The sequence below is a fragment of the Rhodoferax sp. TS-BS-61-7 genome (assembly GCF_002943465.1).
Lineage (GTDB): Bacteria > Pseudomonadota > Gammaproteobacteria > Burkholderiales > Burkholderiaceae_C > Allorhodoferax.
This window is the reverse complement of the sequence record NZ_PTQY01000004.1, coordinates 262,425-276,245: the sequence shown is the minus strand read 5'-3', so window position 1 is coordinate 276,245 and position 13,821 is coordinate 262,425. Positions and strand designations below refer to the sequence as shown.

At 64.9% G+C, this 13,821-nt stretch carries 12 protein-coding genes; 8 read left to right on the top strand and 4 right to left on the bottom strand.

The features are described 5' to 3' along the window. The first annotated feature begins 70 nt into the window (after positions 1–70). The 5 genes from C5F53_RS12955 to C5F53_RS12935 all read left to right on the top strand — a co-directional run bounded on the left by C5F53_RS12955 (position 71) and on the right by C5F53_RS12935 (position 5,218). Positions 71–937 carry an aldose 1-epimerase gene (locus C5F53_RS12955; RefSeq protein WP_105261778.1) on the top strand — a complete coding sequence of 289 codons (867 nt, stop codon included), beginning with the start codon at positions 71–73 and terminating at the stop codon, positions 935–937. Further along, positions 934–1,845 carry an SMP-30/gluconolactonase/LRE family protein gene (locus C5F53_RS12950; RefSeq protein ID WP_105261777.1) on the top strand — a complete coding sequence of 304 codons (912 nt, stop codon included), beginning with the start codon at positions 934–936 and terminating at the stop codon, positions 1,843–1,845. The genes C5F53_RS12955 and C5F53_RS12950 overlap by 4 nt, the downstream gene beginning before the upstream one ends. An 88-nt stretch (positions 1,846–1,933) precedes the next feature. Next, complete coding sequence (gene glcE, locus C5F53_RS12945; protein ID WP_105261946.1) at positions 1,934–3,145, top strand: glycolate oxidase subunit GlcE; 1,212 nt, start codon at positions 1,934–1,936, stop codon at positions 3,143–3,145. Positions 3,146–3,154: 9 nt separating this feature from the next. Next, on the top strand, positions 3,155–4,408 hold the full coding sequence (gene glcF / locus C5F53_RS12940; protein ID WP_105261776.1) for a glycolate oxidase subunit GlcF: 1,254 nt from the start codon (positions 3,155–3,157) through the stop codon (positions 4,406–4,408). 63 nt (positions 4,409–4,471) lie between these two features. Beyond that, positions 4,472–5,218: a hypothetical protein gene (locus C5F53_RS12935; protein WP_105261775.1), complete on the top strand. Its 747-nt coding sequence runs from the start codon at positions 4,472–4,474 to the stop codon at positions 5,216–5,218. A 24-nt stretch (positions 5,219–5,242) separates the two neighbouring features. On the opposite strand, the gene C5F53_RS12930 is transcribed toward C5F53_RS12935, so the two are convergent. From C5F53_RS12930 to C5F53_RS12920, 3 genes are all read right to left on the bottom strand, one after another. Continuing rightward, positions 5,243–7,207, bottom strand: a complete 1,965-nt coding sequence (locus tag C5F53_RS12930) for a hypothetical protein (protein ID WP_105261774.1) — start codon at positions 7,205–7,207, stop codon at positions 5,243–5,245. A gap of 11 nt (positions 7,208–7,218) precedes the next feature. Further along, positions 7,219–8,139 carry a hypothetical protein gene (locus C5F53_RS12925; protein ID WP_146097353.1) on the bottom strand — a complete coding sequence of 307 codons (921 nt, stop codon included), beginning with the start codon at positions 8,137–8,139 and terminating at the stop codon, positions 7,219–7,221. A gap of 81 nt (positions 8,140–8,220) precedes the next feature. Further along, positions 8,221–8,706, bottom strand: a complete 486-nt coding sequence (locus C5F53_RS12920) for a glutathione peroxidase (RefSeq protein WP_105261945.1) — start codon at positions 8,704–8,706, stop codon at positions 8,221–8,223. Between the two features lie 103 nt (positions 8,707–8,809). On the opposite strand from C5F53_RS12920, the gene C5F53_RS12915 reads away from it, so the two are divergent. Beyond that, the gene (locus C5F53_RS12915) at positions 8,810–10,036 is read left to right on the top strand and encodes a GGDEF domain-containing protein (protein ID WP_105261772.1); all 1,227 of its coding nucleotides are present in this window, start codon (positions 8,810–8,812) and stop codon (positions 10,034–10,036) included. Here C5F53_RS12915 and lplT read toward each other — a convergent pair. Beyond that, positions 10,033–11,316: a lysophospholipid transporter LplT gene (gene lplT / locus C5F53_RS12910; RefSeq protein WP_105261771.1), complete on the bottom strand. Its 1,284-nt coding sequence runs from the start codon at positions 11,314–11,316 to the stop codon at positions 10,033–10,035. The two genes, C5F53_RS12915 and lplT, sit on opposite strands and share 4 nt — an antisense overlap. A 129-nt stretch (positions 11,317–11,445) precedes the next feature. Here lplT and alr point away from each other — a divergent pair, with 129 nt between their 5' ends. Continuing rightward, positions 11,446–12,540: an alanine racemase gene (gene alr, locus C5F53_RS12905; RefSeq protein WP_105261770.1), complete on the top strand. Its 1,095-nt coding sequence runs from the start codon at positions 11,446–11,448 to the stop codon at positions 12,538–12,540. 10 nt (positions 12,541–12,550) lie between these two features. Further along, a complete protein-coding gene (locus C5F53_RS12900; RefSeq protein WP_146097352.1) occupies positions 12,551–13,765 on the top strand; it encodes an HD-GYP domain-containing protein in 1,215 nt (404 codons plus the stop codon). Positions 13,766–13,821: the final 56 nt, after the last annotated feature.

Sequence of the window (13,821 nt, the reverse complement as noted above, 5' to 3'; positions counted from 1 at the left end):
GACATCGGCCCGGTCGGACTTTGGTCCTACCGGGCCTTTTTTTGGCCGCTTCGCGGTGCACAATCCCGCCATGACTTCCACACTCACCCTGCGCCACGGCGATTTGCTGTGCGACATCAAGCCTGAATTGGGCGGCAGCATTGCCGGCCTGTGGTTGGGGACCGATCCCGTATTGAGCTCCGTGCCCGGCGCGCAAATGCAGGCGGTGCGCCAGTCCGGCAGTTACCCGCTGGTGCCGTTTTCCAACCGCATTGGCCAGGCCCAGCTGCAATGGGCGGGCACCAGCCATCCGCTGGTCCGCAACTTTGACCCCGAGCCCCACGCCATCCACGGTGTGGGTTGGCAGCGCCCCTGGGCGGTGTTGGAGTCGTCCGACACCTTTGCACTGCTGTCGCTGGAGCACCGGGCCGATGCAGCTTGGCCGTTTGACTTTGATTGCTCCCAGGCCTTCAAGCTGGAAGCCGGGGCGCTGGAGATGTCGCTCTCCATCACCAACCAGTCGCCCGTGGCCGCACCGGTGGGGCTGGGCTGGCACCCGTTTTTCCCCAAACGCCCGGGCACCGAAGTGCAGTTCTCGGCCACCGGCCGCTGGGAGATGGGTTCGGACAAACTCCCCACCCACCGCGTGGACCACCCTGGGCTGCACCAGACCGTGGAAGCGCTGACAGTGGACCATTGTTTTGATGGCTGGGGCGGCGTGTTGACCCTGCAGGACAGCGTGATGCGCGTGCGTGTGTCGTCGGCGCTGCGCCACCTGGTGGTTTACACCCACCCGCAGCGCGACAACATCGCCGTGGAGCCGGTCAGCCATGTGAACAACGCGCTCAACCTCATGACCCAGACCGGCGCGCGTGCCGAGGACCTGGGCGTGGTCATTTTGCAGGCGGGCCAAACCTATTCGTGCGAAATGCGTATTGAAGTGGAGCGCACGGTATGAGCTGGCAAGCCTTGAGCCAAGACCTCTTTGAGCTGGGCGAGTCGCCCTTTTGGCACCCGCACGAACAGCAGCTGTATTGGGTCGACATCCCGGGCAAAGCTCTGCTGCGCGCCAATGTCTACATGGGCACGGTGCAGCGCTGGGACATGCCCACCGAGCCCGGATGTATTGCCCCCGCTGCGTCGGGCGGGCTCGTGGTGGCGCTGCGCCACGGCGTGTTCCGCGCACGCGAGTGGGGCGGAGCACTGGAGCCCATCGTCACGTTGCCCTACAACACGGCCGTCATCCGCGCCAACGATGGCAAGTGCGACGCGCTGGGCCGCTTCTGGGTCGGCACCATCGACGAACCCAAGGCCAGCCGCGCGGCGGCGTTGTTTTCCATCGACTGCCGCCGTGGCCTGCCCGAGGTGGTGCAGCATGCTGCGGGTGCCCTGACCGGCAACGGCCTGGCCTGGAGCCCCGACAACCAGACGATTTACTGGTCCGACACACCCAACCATGTGGTGCACGCCTGGGACTACGACTTGCAGACCAACACCCTGGATGGGCAACGCAGCTTCCAGCAGTGCGCGCCCAAGCCGGCGGGCTGGACCTTTGAGACCACCAGTTACGCGGGCCGCCCCGATGGTGCGGCCGTGGATGTGGAGGGCAACTACTACGCTGCCATGTTCGAGGGCCGGCGCATCTGCAAGTTCGCCCCCGATGGTGCGCTCTTGGCCGAGATCGCGGTGCCTGCGCAGTGCCCCACCATGCCCTGTTTTGGCGGCGAAGACCTCAAGACCCTGTACGTAACCACGGCCCGCCACGGCCGCAGCGCGGCCGAGCTGGCGCAGATGCCACTCTCGGGTGCGGTGTTCTCCCTGCGGGTGGACGTGCCGGGTCTGCCGGTCAATTTCTTCGTCGACTGAACGCGGGCCCAGCGCTGCCAAATTTTTGGTGGTGCAGGCGCCAAAAAATTCACGCCCAGCGGCGGGGTGGCGCCTTACCATCGGCGCCATGCAAGCCGCACCCTCTCTCCAAACACTGTTGGACCAGGTCCGCACCGCCGTGGCCGAACGCACCCCGCTGCAGATCCGTGGCGGCGGCAGCAAAGACTTTGTCGGCACCATCCAGCCCGCGCAGCTGCTCGACACGCGCAGCCACACCGGCATCCTGGATTACGCCCCCAGTGAACTGGTGGTGACCGTGGCGGCCGGTACGCCGCTGGCCGAACTGGAAGCTGCACTGGCCGAAAAGGGCCAGTGCCTGCCGTTTGAGCCACCCCACTTCGCCTGGTCTGGCGCTAGCGTGGCGACCCGCGCGCAGCCCTTGGGCGAGCGCTTCATGGACGGTGGCGCCACCGCAGGGAGCGTAGCGACCATAGGTGGCATGGTGGCCAGCGGCCTGGCCGGCCCGGCCCGCGCCACCGTGGGCAGCGTGCGCGACTATGTGTTGGGCCTGCAGTTGATCAACGGCCAGGGCGAGCACCTCACCTTTGGCGGCCAAGTCATGAAAAACGTGGCGGGGTACGACGTCTCGCGCCTCATGGCCGGTGCCATGGGCACACTGGGGGTGATCACCGAGGTATCGCTCAAGGTCTTGCCAGTGGCCCCGGCCGAGGCTACGTTGGTGTTTGGTCTGGACCAGGCCACGGCGCTGGAGCAATTGCACCGCTGGGGTGGCGAGCCGCTGCCGCTCAACGCCAGCTGCTGGGTGCATGACCCCACGGCGCCCGGTGGCGGGCAAGACCTGCTGTTTGTGCGCCTGCGTGGTGCCGTGGCAGCGGTAGAGGCGGCCTGCCGCAAGATGCTGGCCGAGGTGCCGGGCGAGCGCATGGACAACGCCCAGGCCGGCCCCGACTGGGCCCTGTGCCGCGACCAGCGCCTGCCGTTTTTTGCCGACGCGCCTGCGCCCGAGCTGGCGTTATGGCGCCTGTCGGTGGCGCCCACCGCACCGGTGCTGGACCTGCCCTGGCCACAGTTGGTGGAATGGCAGGGCGGGCTGCGCTGGCTCTGGGCGCCCCAGCAGGCCGGTGCCCAGTTGCAGACTGCGGCCCGCGCAGCCGGTGGGAATGCTACTGTTTTTGTAGCTGCTCGCGCAGATTCCATAAGGGCTGGGTGCCAATTTGATGCCAAAAACGCGGCCAAGGATGCGATCACCCGACGCCTGAAGGCGGCGTTTGACCCCCTGGGCCTGTTCAATCCGGGGCGCCTGTGCGCCGACCTGTGAGCGCTGACCATGCAAACCCAACTCGCCCCCGAATACCAAAACACGGCCGATGGCCAGGCCGCAGAGGCCATCCTGCGCAAGTGTGTGCACTGCGGCTTCTGCACCGCCACCTGCCCCACCTACCAGCTGCTGGGCGATGAGCTCGACGGCCCGCGCGGCCGCATCTATCTGATGAAACAGGTGCTGGAGGGGCAGACACCCACACGTGCCACCCAGATGCACCTGGACCGCTGCCTGACCTGCCGCAACTGCGAAAGCACCTGCCCCAGCGGGGTGGACTACGGCCACCTGGTGGACATCGGCCGCAAGATGGTGGACGCCAAGGTACCGCGCCCGCTGGGCGAAAAAGCGGTGCGCTGGGCGCTGAAAGAAGGGCTACCCTCGCCGCTGTTTGCGCCTGCCATGAAGCTGGGGCAATGGGTGCGCCCGCTGCTGCCGCAGGTGCTCAAAAACAAGGTGCCCGCACCGCAGCGTGCTGGTGCCTGGCCAACGCAACAACATGCACGCAAGGTGCTGATGTTGGAAGGCTGTGTGCAACCTGCCATGGCCCCCAATATCAACAGCGCCACGGCCCGTGTGTTGGATGCGGCTGGGGTGCAGGTGCAGCGGGTGGCCAAGGCGGGGTGTTGTGGTGCCGTCAAGTTCCACCTCAACGACCAGGACGGTGGCAAGGCCCAGATGCGCGCCAACATCGACGCCTGGTGGCCCCATGTGGAGCAGGGCGCCGATGCGCTGGTGATGAATGCCTCGGGCTGCGGCGTCACGGTTAAAGAGTACGGCCACATCCTGCGCGATGACCCGCAGTACGCGGACAAGGCCGCACGCATCAGCGCGCTCACGCGTGACCTTAGCGAGCTGTTGCCCGAGCTGTTGCCCGCGTTGAAAGCCCGGCTGGGCGAGGGCGCACGGCAGCAGCCCGCGCTGGTGTTCCACCCGCCCTGCACCTTGCAACACGGGCAAAAGCTCAAGGGGGGTGTGGAGACACACATGGCGGCGCTGGGCTTTGCGGTGCGCATCGCCGCCAACGAATCCCACTTGTGCTGTGGCTCGGCCGGCACTTATTCCGTGCTGAACCCCGAGATTTCCACCCAGCTGCGCGACCGCAAGCTGGGCCACCTGGCGCCCGCGGCGGACGAAGTCATCGTCAGTGCCAACATAGGCTGTATCACCCATTTGCAGGGTGGCACGCCCACACCGGTGCGGCACTGGGTGGAGGTGCTGGATGCGGCTTTGTCTGCCACGGTGCCGGCGTTCGCCGCATAATCTTGGCGAGTGGTCGCCCGTGTCGGGTGCCGCAGGTTGCACACGTTTGACCCAGGGGGCCCCATGAACCCGTCCGACCACATTGATGACCCGCGCCGCCAGTGGCTGATCCAGGCGCTGGCCGCCGGATTCTTTGGCCCCGCCATGGGGCTGGCCCAGGCGCAAAGCCTGTTTGGCAACCGTCCCAGCAAACTGCCACCCGGACAGTCCATTTACAGCCTCAGCGGCAATGTGCGTGTCAACGACCAGCCCGCCACGCTGAGCACCCCCATCAAACCCGGCGACACCCTGCAGACCGCCAAGGACAGCCAGGTCATTTTTGTGGTCAACACCCATTCCATGATCTTGCGCGGTGACAGCAAGCTGGTCATTGAAGCCCCCACCGGCGCGCCGGCCGACACCTCCATCACCGGGCTGCTGATAGGTGGTTTGCGCATGGTCACGGGCAAGCTCCTGTCGGTGTCGCGCAACTCGCCCATGCGGGTCACCACCTCCACCTCCACCATCGGCATCCGGGGCACCGGTTTTTATGTGGAGTCTGACCCCGAGCAAACTTACTTTTGTACGTGTTACGGCGCTACCGAGGTGCAGGCCAATGACGACCCGGAGAGCCGGGAAAGCGTGACCGCATCACACCATGACCGTCCGCTCTACATCGTGAAGGACGGCGGCAAGGGCAAGAACATCCGCAACGCCCCGTTCCTGAACCACACCGACCAAGAGCTGGCCCTCATCGAAACCCTGGTGGGGCGCAAGACACCATTTGTGTTCGCCACCGACGCTTACAGCGGGCCGCGGCGCGGGTATTGAGCCAGCTGTGTGCGCGGCTGCCTCCTACTCGGGCGCGCCGTTCAAGATCCAGTTCACGAAGGTGTCGTAGTTCACCCGGCCGACGGCTCCTGGCGTGAGGCTGGTGTTAAAGCCCGTGAGCTGGCCGCCGTTGTGGTGGTTGCCCGAAGGTTTGCGCAGCAGCGGGCTGGCCACGATGTCCGTGAAGTTGATGCGCCCGCGCAGCTCGGTGTAGAACCAATGGTCGTCAGTGGCGTCAATGTCGTTGTCTGCATCGCGGTCAAAGTTGGAGTACCAGATGGGGGGCTGGCCGGAGTTACCCATCCCCGACGTGTGGCAGACGGTGCAGGTGCCAACGCCTTGCAAAATGGTTTTGATGTCACTGAAGCGCAGGGCGGACGGGGTATACGTCAGGGCGCTGTCTACTACGATCACCAGTTTTACATCTGCGCTCTGCGCCGCACCCTTGCCGGTGCGCAGCATCACCCAGTAGGTGCCGTCCCCCGGCGCGGTGAAGGTGGGGTTGAGGCTGGTGGCGTTAGTCAGTGTGGCACCCGCAGTGGGCGAGCTGGGCGATATGCTCCACTGGTAGATGTTGGAATACAGGCTCATGCTGGCTGACAGTGTGGTGACCAGCGCCTTGACCACACGGTCCGGCCCCGGGTCGGCCACCGGAGCCCCTGGCTGGGTGGTCGTGTTGGTGTAGCCCATACCCAATCCCGCCAGGTAGGTGCCCATGGGGGTGTAGGTACTGCTGCTGGCCCAGTAGTTGTCGTAAATCAGCTTGGCCAGCGGCATGTTGCCGCGGTCCAGCACGTGGGCCTTGATACGGGCTGAGTAACCATCAAACTTGGCAAAGGTGGCAAAGTCGATGTCGGACTGGTTGCCATTGCCACGCAGCAGGTGGCAGACCCGGCAGGCCTGTGCCTGGGTGTTGAGGTACAGCGCCGACTGCCCGGCCCAGCCAGCGGGCACATAGGTGTCGGTGGTGGCGCTGTTGGTCTGGGGCAGGCCGGCGCCGCCGTACATGTCTTTGAGGTGTTCGGCCACCGTGCCCTGGTATTCATTGCCAATGGCCGTGCGGCGGCAGGCATCTTCGCCCCCGGCTGCCGCCGTAATAGGCAGGGAGCACAGCACCATCTTGTTGATCGTCTTGATCTTGGCCTCCTGCATCAGGCGCGTGAAGCCTGGCAGGCTGGAAAAGTCGAAGGAGGCGGGTTCCAGCGGATGCAACTGGGCTGCGATATCCCCCCGCACACCGCCCTGGTTGGGGGCCACCACATCCACCGCCGATTTCACGTTCATCAGCCGCGGAAACAAGGGTTTGCCCGCCAAAGCAGGTGTCAGGGGGTCACCCCGGCCGCCGTGGCAGGAGGCACAGACCGTGGGCATGGCCTTGGCACCACGACCGTCCAGGTTGCCCATCATCAGGCGCGCACCGGTCACCGGGTCGTAGGTGTAGAACTTGACGAACTTGATGGTGCCGCCAGGGCCGGGGCTGAACTCGATGGCATTGGTGCCCAGGTGCCATTTGGCCTCGGGCATCACAGCGGCCTCCAGGTTCAGTGCGTTGTACGCGCCGTAGGCCCCCACCATGTAGTTTTCCACCACAAAGGCCAGGGTGCCGTCAGGATTTTGGCGCGCCGTCATCTTGCGGCCATAGCCCAGGTCGCGCTGGTCGCCGACGATCACGGTCTCTTCGCCCAGCGTGCCTGCTGCGGTGCCAAACAGGTTTTTGGCCTTGAACTTGGCCAGCGTGTCGCGCTCATTGGCGGGGTCGATGGCCTCGTAATACGCGGTAGCGTAGGCCAGTGAGGCCACTTGCAGCGTGCCATCGTCCTGTTTTTGCGGGTTGGGAAACAGCAAAAAACTGTCGGGGCCGCTGGTGGGGAGCGTGGTGCGGGCCGCATTGGGGTCTACGTCGCTTGAGCTTCCGCCACCGCCGCAGGCGACCAAAATCCAGGGCAATGCCAGACAGAGGCCGAGGGATACGTTACGTTGCCACGGCATGCGGATCTCCCTTAAAAGCGCAACAGGTACGTTGCCAGCAGCTGGTTGCTGATGTAACTGCGCGGTGATGTGGCCCAGCTGGGCCGCAGCTCCGGCGTGGACTCCACGCGCCTCCAGGCCACATCGACGGACCCGTTGGGCCCCAACGAGTGGTTGTAGCCCACCGTGGTCAGCCAGGTGCTGCCATGGATCTTGTAGCTGAAAAACTGGCCACCGGTGAAGGCGTTGTCCAGCACAAACACCTTGGAGATGGTGACGTTCTCCAGCGAGGCGCGGCCGGTGGACACTACATCACCCACACGGTATTCCGCACCCAGGTACAGGGCCTTGCGGGCGCTCAGCGCGTAGTCCAGGTTCACGCGTGCCGAGGTGTCCACGGTGCTGAACACCTTGCTGGTGCTGAGCCGCTGGTTGCTGGCCAGTGCGGCAGACCAGCTGATCCGGTCGGTCAGGGGCTGGCTGATGGACAGCCCCAGGCTGTAGCGGTGGCCGTCGCGGACATCCGATTCGTAGTCCTCGAACTTGAACTTGGCAAACAGGCCCAGGGTGGGGGAAGAAAACTCGGAGGACTCGCGGTACTGCAGCTCGGCTTCCACGGCGGCGTCCAGGTGGCTCAGGCCGGCGTAGGTCTGGAAGCGCTCACCGCCCACGATGCCCGTCAGCAACAGGCGGCTTTGGGCCGACACGGGAAGCGTGAGGCCCTTGGAGACATTGACCGCATAGGCACTGTCGCTGAGCCGGTCGTTGCCTTCTTTGGCGCGGGTCACGTTGTCGTCCAGCGTCAGACCCACATCGAGCAACAAACCAAAACCGTTGCTGGTGTCAGCCAGCGCGGCCCAAGGGGCCGCCCACAGCAGGGCCAGCACCCAGGCCGTGCCTGGCAAGCCCCGCAGCAGGCTGGGGCGTGTACGCAATGACGGTGTAGAAGCCATGCCGACTGCCCCTCGCAAGAGCCACGATGTTGGTGAGTCTAAAGCAAGCCTTGCGGCTTGGATACAGCTACAGAGGGGGGCTCACGCCGCCAGCGCCGCCTCAATGTCTTGCGCCAGGCTGGCCGGTGTGTCGGTGGGGGCGTAGCGCTTGAGCACCTGGCCGTCCTTGCCGATCAGGAATTTGGTGAAGTTCCATTTGATGGCCTTGGTACCGAGAAACCCCGGGGCCTCCTTGACCAGCCACTGGTAGAGCGGGTGGGCGTCGCCGCCATTCACATCGATTTTGGCCATCATGGAGAAACTCACGCCGTAATTGAGCTGGCAGAACTCGAAAATTTCGTCGTTGCTGCCCTTGTCCTGTGCGCCAAACTGGTTGCACGGGAAGCCCAGCACCACCAGGCCCTTGTCGCCATACGCCTTGTGCAGCGCTTCCAGGCCGGCGAACTGTGGGGTAAAGCCGCAGGCGCTGGCGGTGTTGACGATCAGCAGGGGCTTGCCCTGATATTGCTTCAGGGGGACCGACTGGCCGTTGATTTGCAGGGCGTCGAAGTCGTACACGGAAGACATGTCTGGGGCTTTCTCAGGTGGCGGGTCACCCACGATAGCATGTGTGAAAACACTTGTCCCTGCCGGATTTTGCTGAGAAGATTCCGGCCATCAAGGAGATGCGGTGAACAAAGCCCCCTGGCACCAGCCGTACGCGGACTGGGCACGGCTAACCAAACAAGAATACGACCTGGTGCAGGGCGAGGGCACCATGGAGTCCCTGCGCCGCTTTCGCTGGGTGGCGTGTCTCATGGTGCCGCTGCACGCTGCCATGGCCTTTTTGCTTGATCTGTACCAGGCGCCTGCAGATCACCCCGAGCTCCAGGCCTGGGCTGGCACGGTGGGGCGGGCCCACTGGACGGCCGCCGCCCTGGTGGCGCTGGGGGGTGTGGCCGCCCACTACTTTCTGCGCCAAGCGCGCGCCTCGGCTGCTGCCATCTCGCTGCAAATCTTGGTGTCCATTGGCTATATCTACCTGGGCGCCTACCTCAGCATCGCCGATCTGGTGGCCAACGCAGGGGCTGGCCTGTCGAGCTTTATGCTGATCTGCATCATGTTCGGCGTCCTGTCGCTGATGCGGCCCGCCATCTCGGTGCCCTTGTTTTTGGGAACCTACCTAGTGTTTGCCTACCTGCTGCGCCACGCACCGATTCCGCCCATGCACAACAACAGCCTGAGCATCGTGGCCTTTTTTTGCCCCCTCTTGGCCCTGGTAGCCTCGTTAATGGTCTGGAACCAGTTTGCCAAGGCCGTCATGTTGCGCCGCCAGCTTAGCCGCAGCAACCAGGCGCTGGTGGCCCAGCAACGCGAACTGGCCTTTTTGGCCGACCACGACACCCTCACCGGCCTGTTCAACCGGCGCGAATTCATGCACCAGGCCCAAATGGAGCTCAACCGCGCGGTGCGCGCAGGGGTGCACACCCACTGCGTGATGGTGGACCTGGACTACTTCAAAAAAGTCAACGATGTGCATGGCCACCCGGTGGGCGATGCCATGCTGCAGCACGTGGCGGCTGTGCTGCTGCGTGGCGTGCGCAGCACCGACACCGTAGCGCGGCTGGGCGGCGAGGAGTTCATTGTGCTGCTGCCTGACACCGCACGCCCGGGCGCCTGTGATGTGGCCGAGAAGCTGCGCCTGCTGGTGCGCTCTACGCCGCTGGTCTACCTGGGGGTGGAGCTGCCCATCACCGCCAGCTTTGGCGTGAGCGGCACCGCGCAGGGGCAAAAGGTGGTGGTGGAGAGCATCTACGCCGCAGCCGACCGGGCGCTCTATGTGGCCAAACAGCTGGGCCGTGACCAGGTGCAGTACGCCGCGCCCGAAGTTTCGGAGCTTGCGGCGCCCCCGGACTAACCGTGCAGGTTGTCGTTGCGGGCGATGTCCAGCAGGTGGGTCACTTCGGCCGCGTGTTCGCGGCAGTTGCGCTCGTGCCAGCGTTTGATCCACCACATAAAGCCAGCCACCACCACGCCAAACACGGTGATGGCGCCAAAGGCCGACAGGCCCATGCCGGTGGACAGGCTGTAGAACGCACCCAGGCCCAAAATGCAGGCCTGTTCGTTGAAGTTTTGCACGGCAATGGAGCGGCCCGCGCCCATCAGGTTGTGGCCGCGGTGCTGCAGCAGTGCATTCATGGGCACCACCAAAAAGCCGCCCAGGCCGCCCAGCAAAATCAGGAAGGGTGCTGCCACCCACACATTGTTGATGAAGTTCAGCAGAATCACCAAAAGGCCCATGGCAATGCCCAGCGGCATCACGTTCACCGCATGCTCCAGCCGCATGCGCAGTGAGGCCGCCACCGCGCCCACGGCGGTGCCAATCGCCACCACCCCCACTAATGCCGAGGCCTGCGTCACGCTGTAACCCAGCGCCGCCGAGGCCCAGGCCAGCACGATGTAGCGCAGGTTGCCGCTCACGCCCCAGAACAGGGTGGTGGTGCTCAGCGAAATCTGGCCCAGGCGGTCTTTCCACAGCTTGGTGTTGCAGCTCCAGAAGTCGGGCAGCAGGGTCAGCAGGTTTTTGGGCATGGCACGCAGGGACACGCCGGTGTCGGGGATGCGCGTGTTGAACCAGGCCGCAGCCAGGTACACAAAAATCATGATGCCAATCGCGGCCTCGGGTGCAGTGTCGATGCTGGTGGTGATGAACGGAAAGTCAAACGAAAGCAGCGCCTGCGAGATCATGGGGCTGACCAATTGGCCACCCAGCAGCACACCCAGAATGATGGACGCAATCGTCAGTCCCTCAATCCAGCCATTGGCCTTGACCAGTTGGCTGGCAGGCAGCAGCTCGGTCAGGATGCCGTACTTGGCGGGGGAGTAGGCCGCAGCGCCCAGGCCCACGATGGCATAGGCCATCAGGGGGTGGGTGCCAAACAGCATCAACAGGCAGCCCACAATCTTGATGCCATTGCTGATCAGCATGACCCGGCCCTTGGGCATGGCGTCGGCAAAGGCGCCAACAAACGGTGCCAACACCACATAAAACAGGGCAAACATGGGGACCAGGGCGGCTTGTTGCCACTCCGGTGCACCGCTGCTACGCAACAACTGCACGGCTCCCACAAACAAGGCATTGTCGGCCAGCGAGCTAAAAAACTGCGCTGACATGATGGTGTAAAAACCGCGTTTCATGGGTGGGGGATAAGGCACATTAGCGTGACTAATGCGCTAGGTATTGTTGTAGGTCTCCAAACGTGCTGCGGTTATAGCATGCCGGCCAATGTCAAAATCTTCGTAGTTTCACGCCCTCATCGAGCCCCCATGCCCCGTCCCATCCAAGCCACCATTCACCCCGAGTCGCTGCGCCACAACCTGGAGGTGGTGCGCCGCGCGGCACCGGATGCGCGGGTCTGGGCGGTGGTCAAGGCCAACGCCTACGGGCACGGCATCGAGCGTGCGTTTGACGGGCTGCGCGGTGCCGACGGCATTGCCATGCTGGACCTGGACGAGGCCCAGCGTGTGCGCAAGCTGGGCTGGCGCGGCCCCATCCTCTTATTAGAAGGTGTGTTCGACCAGCGCGACCTGGAGCTCTGCTCGCGCCTGGGCCTGTGGCACACGGTGCACTGCGAAGAGCAGATCAACATGCTGGCCATCCACAAGACCAATGAGCCGCACCGCGTCTTCCTCAAAGTCAACTCCGGCATGAACCGCCTGGGCTTCCAGCCCGACCAGGTGCGCTCGGCGTGGACCCGGCTGAACGCGCTGCCGCAGGTGGACGAGATTTCGCTCATGACCCACTTCAGTGATGCCGATGGCCCCAAGGGCATAGACGCGCAGATGGCCATCTTCAAGGCCGCCACCGATGACCTGCCCGGCGAGCGCACCGTGAGCAATAGCGCCGCCACCCTGCGCCACTCCGGCCCCGGCCTGGTGTCGGACTGGGTGCGCCCCGGCATTGCCGTGTATGGCAGTGCACCCGACTACCCCGCGCACAACGCCGCCCACTGGGACCTGCTGCCCACGATGACGCTTGCTGCAAAAATCATAGCTGTTCGCGCACTGTCCACGGGCGATACGGTCGGATATGGCTCTAATTTTGTGGCCGATCGGCCGATGCGTATTGGTGTGGTGGCCTGTGGTTACGCCGACGGCTACCCGCGCCTGTGCCCCACCGGCACCCCGGTGCTGGTGGACGGTGTGCGCACCCGCACCGTGGGCCGCGTGAGCATGGACATGGTCACCGTGGACCTGGAGCCCGTGCCCCAGGCCGGCATGGGCAGCGAGGCCACGCTCTGGGGCCGCGCCGCCAACGGCACGGTGCTGTCCATCGACGAGGTGGCCGCCAGTGCCGGCACCGTGGGTTATGAGCTCATGTGTGCACTGGCCCTGCGCGTGCCCGTGGTGGTGGCTGACTGAAGCGCCCGCCTTGAAGTACGTCCCCATTCCGGTCGCCCTGCTTGCCATTGGGCGCCCCATCCCGGTCAATATCTGGAGCGACACCGGCCAGCTTTTGTTGCGCAAGGGCCAGCCCGTGGTCTCCGAGCAGCACCGTGACAAGCTCAACGCTTTTAATGCCTCGTCCACCCCCAGCGATGCGCTGGCCTGGCAGCGCGCCTACGAACGCATGGTGCACGAGATGCTGCGCGACGGCGTGGACGTGATGACGATTGCCGACGCTGGCATGCCCAGCGAGATCCGCGAGGCCGACTATGTGGTGGGCGCCCAGCTCAGTGGTGGTTGGCTGGACTTGCAGGAGGTGCTGCGCGGCATCCTGTACCAGGGCGGCCTGGCCATCAACCCGTTGGGTCGGCTCGACAGCATTGCGCGCAAGCTGCTGGCCCTGCTGGAGGCCGATGCCGACGACAGCCTGTTCTGCCTGTTCCAGGCCCTGGCCGATGACAGCCTGGGCTACTGCGCCACCCACGCCCTGCTGTGCGGCGTGGTCAGCGCGCTCACGGCGCACAAGCTGGGGCTGGACCCGCATACGCGGCGCAGCCTGGTGGACGCCGCCTTGACCATGAACATTGCCATGGCGCGCGACCAGGACAGCCTGGCGCGCCAGGCCACCCCGCTGACTGACTGGCAGCGCACCCTGATCCGCGAACACCCCGAGCGCAGCGCCGCCATCTTGCAGGCCTTTGGGGTGGACGACCCCGACACACTGGACCTGGTGCGCTGGCACCACGCGCCCGACACGGCCGAAGCCCTGCCGCGCAACCTGCGCGCCCGCAAGATTCTGAGCACGGCCGACGCCTTTGTGGCCAAGATGGCCGCGCGCAAAACCCGCTCGCCCCTATCTCCGCTGGGGGCGGCCAAGTCCATCTACCTGGGCGCCGAAGGCGACGCGGCGGCGGTGGGTGCAGCCATGGCCACGGCCGTGGGTTTTTACCCGCCCGGCACCTATTTACTGCTAGCCAATGGCGACACCGCCGTGGCCGTGCAGCGCGGCACCAAGGCCACCACGCCCTGGGTGGTGGCGGTGATGGACAAAAACAGCATGCCTATCACCCGCTACCAGGCCATCGAGGCGGCGGGTGCTGAGACCAGCATCGTCGCGCCGGTGAACTTCGAGACCGTGAAGCTCGCCATCAGCGCAGACAAGGTGCGCCGCGCCCGCGAGCGCATCCCGCGCCCCGCCTGATTTTTAGGCCAAATTGGCCTCTAAGCCCCGCAGGGTATGCGCAAGCAGCTATCAAA

What these genes read in the sequence shown, in the direction of transcription:
- C5F53_RS12955 (WP_105261778.1), top strand. Translation starts at nt 71, where the DNA reads ATGACTTCCACACTCACCCTGCGCCACGGCGATTTGCTGTGCGACATC.
- C5F53_RS12950 (WP_105261777.1), top strand. Translation starts at nt 934, where the DNA reads ATGAGCTGGCAAGCCTTGAGCCAAGACCTCTTTGAGCTGGGCGAGTCG.
- glcE (WP_105261946.1), top strand. Translation starts at nt 1,934, where the DNA reads ATGCAAGCCGCACCCTCTCTCCAAACACTGTTGGACCAGGTCCGCACC.
- glcF (WP_105261776.1), top strand. Translation starts at nt 3,155, where the DNA reads ATGCAAACCCAACTCGCCCCCGAATACCAAAACACGGCCGATGGCCAG.
- C5F53_RS12935 (WP_105261775.1), top strand. Translation starts at nt 4,472, where the DNA reads ATGAACCCGTCCGACCACATTGATGACCCGCGCCGCCAGTGGCTGATC.
- C5F53_RS12930 (WP_105261774.1), bottom strand. Translation starts at nt 7,207, where the DNA reads ATGCCGTGGCAACGTAACGTATCCCTCGGCCTCTGTCTGGCATTGCCC.
- C5F53_RS12925 (WP_146097353.1), bottom strand. Translation starts at nt 8,139, where the DNA reads ATGGCTTCTACACCGTCATTGCGTACACGCCCCAGCCTGCTGCGGGGC.
- C5F53_RS12920 (WP_105261945.1), bottom strand. Translation starts at nt 8,706, where the DNA reads ATGTCTTCCGTGTACGACTTCGACGCCCTGCAAATCAACGGCCAGTCG.
- lplT (WP_105261771.1), bottom strand. Translation starts at nt 11,316, where the DNA reads ATGAAACGCGGTTTTTACACCATCATGTCAGCGCAGTTTTTTAGCTCG.
- alr (WP_105261770.1), top strand. Translation starts at nt 11,446, where the DNA reads ATGCCCCGTCCCATCCAAGCCACCATTCACCCCGAGTCGCTGCGCCAC.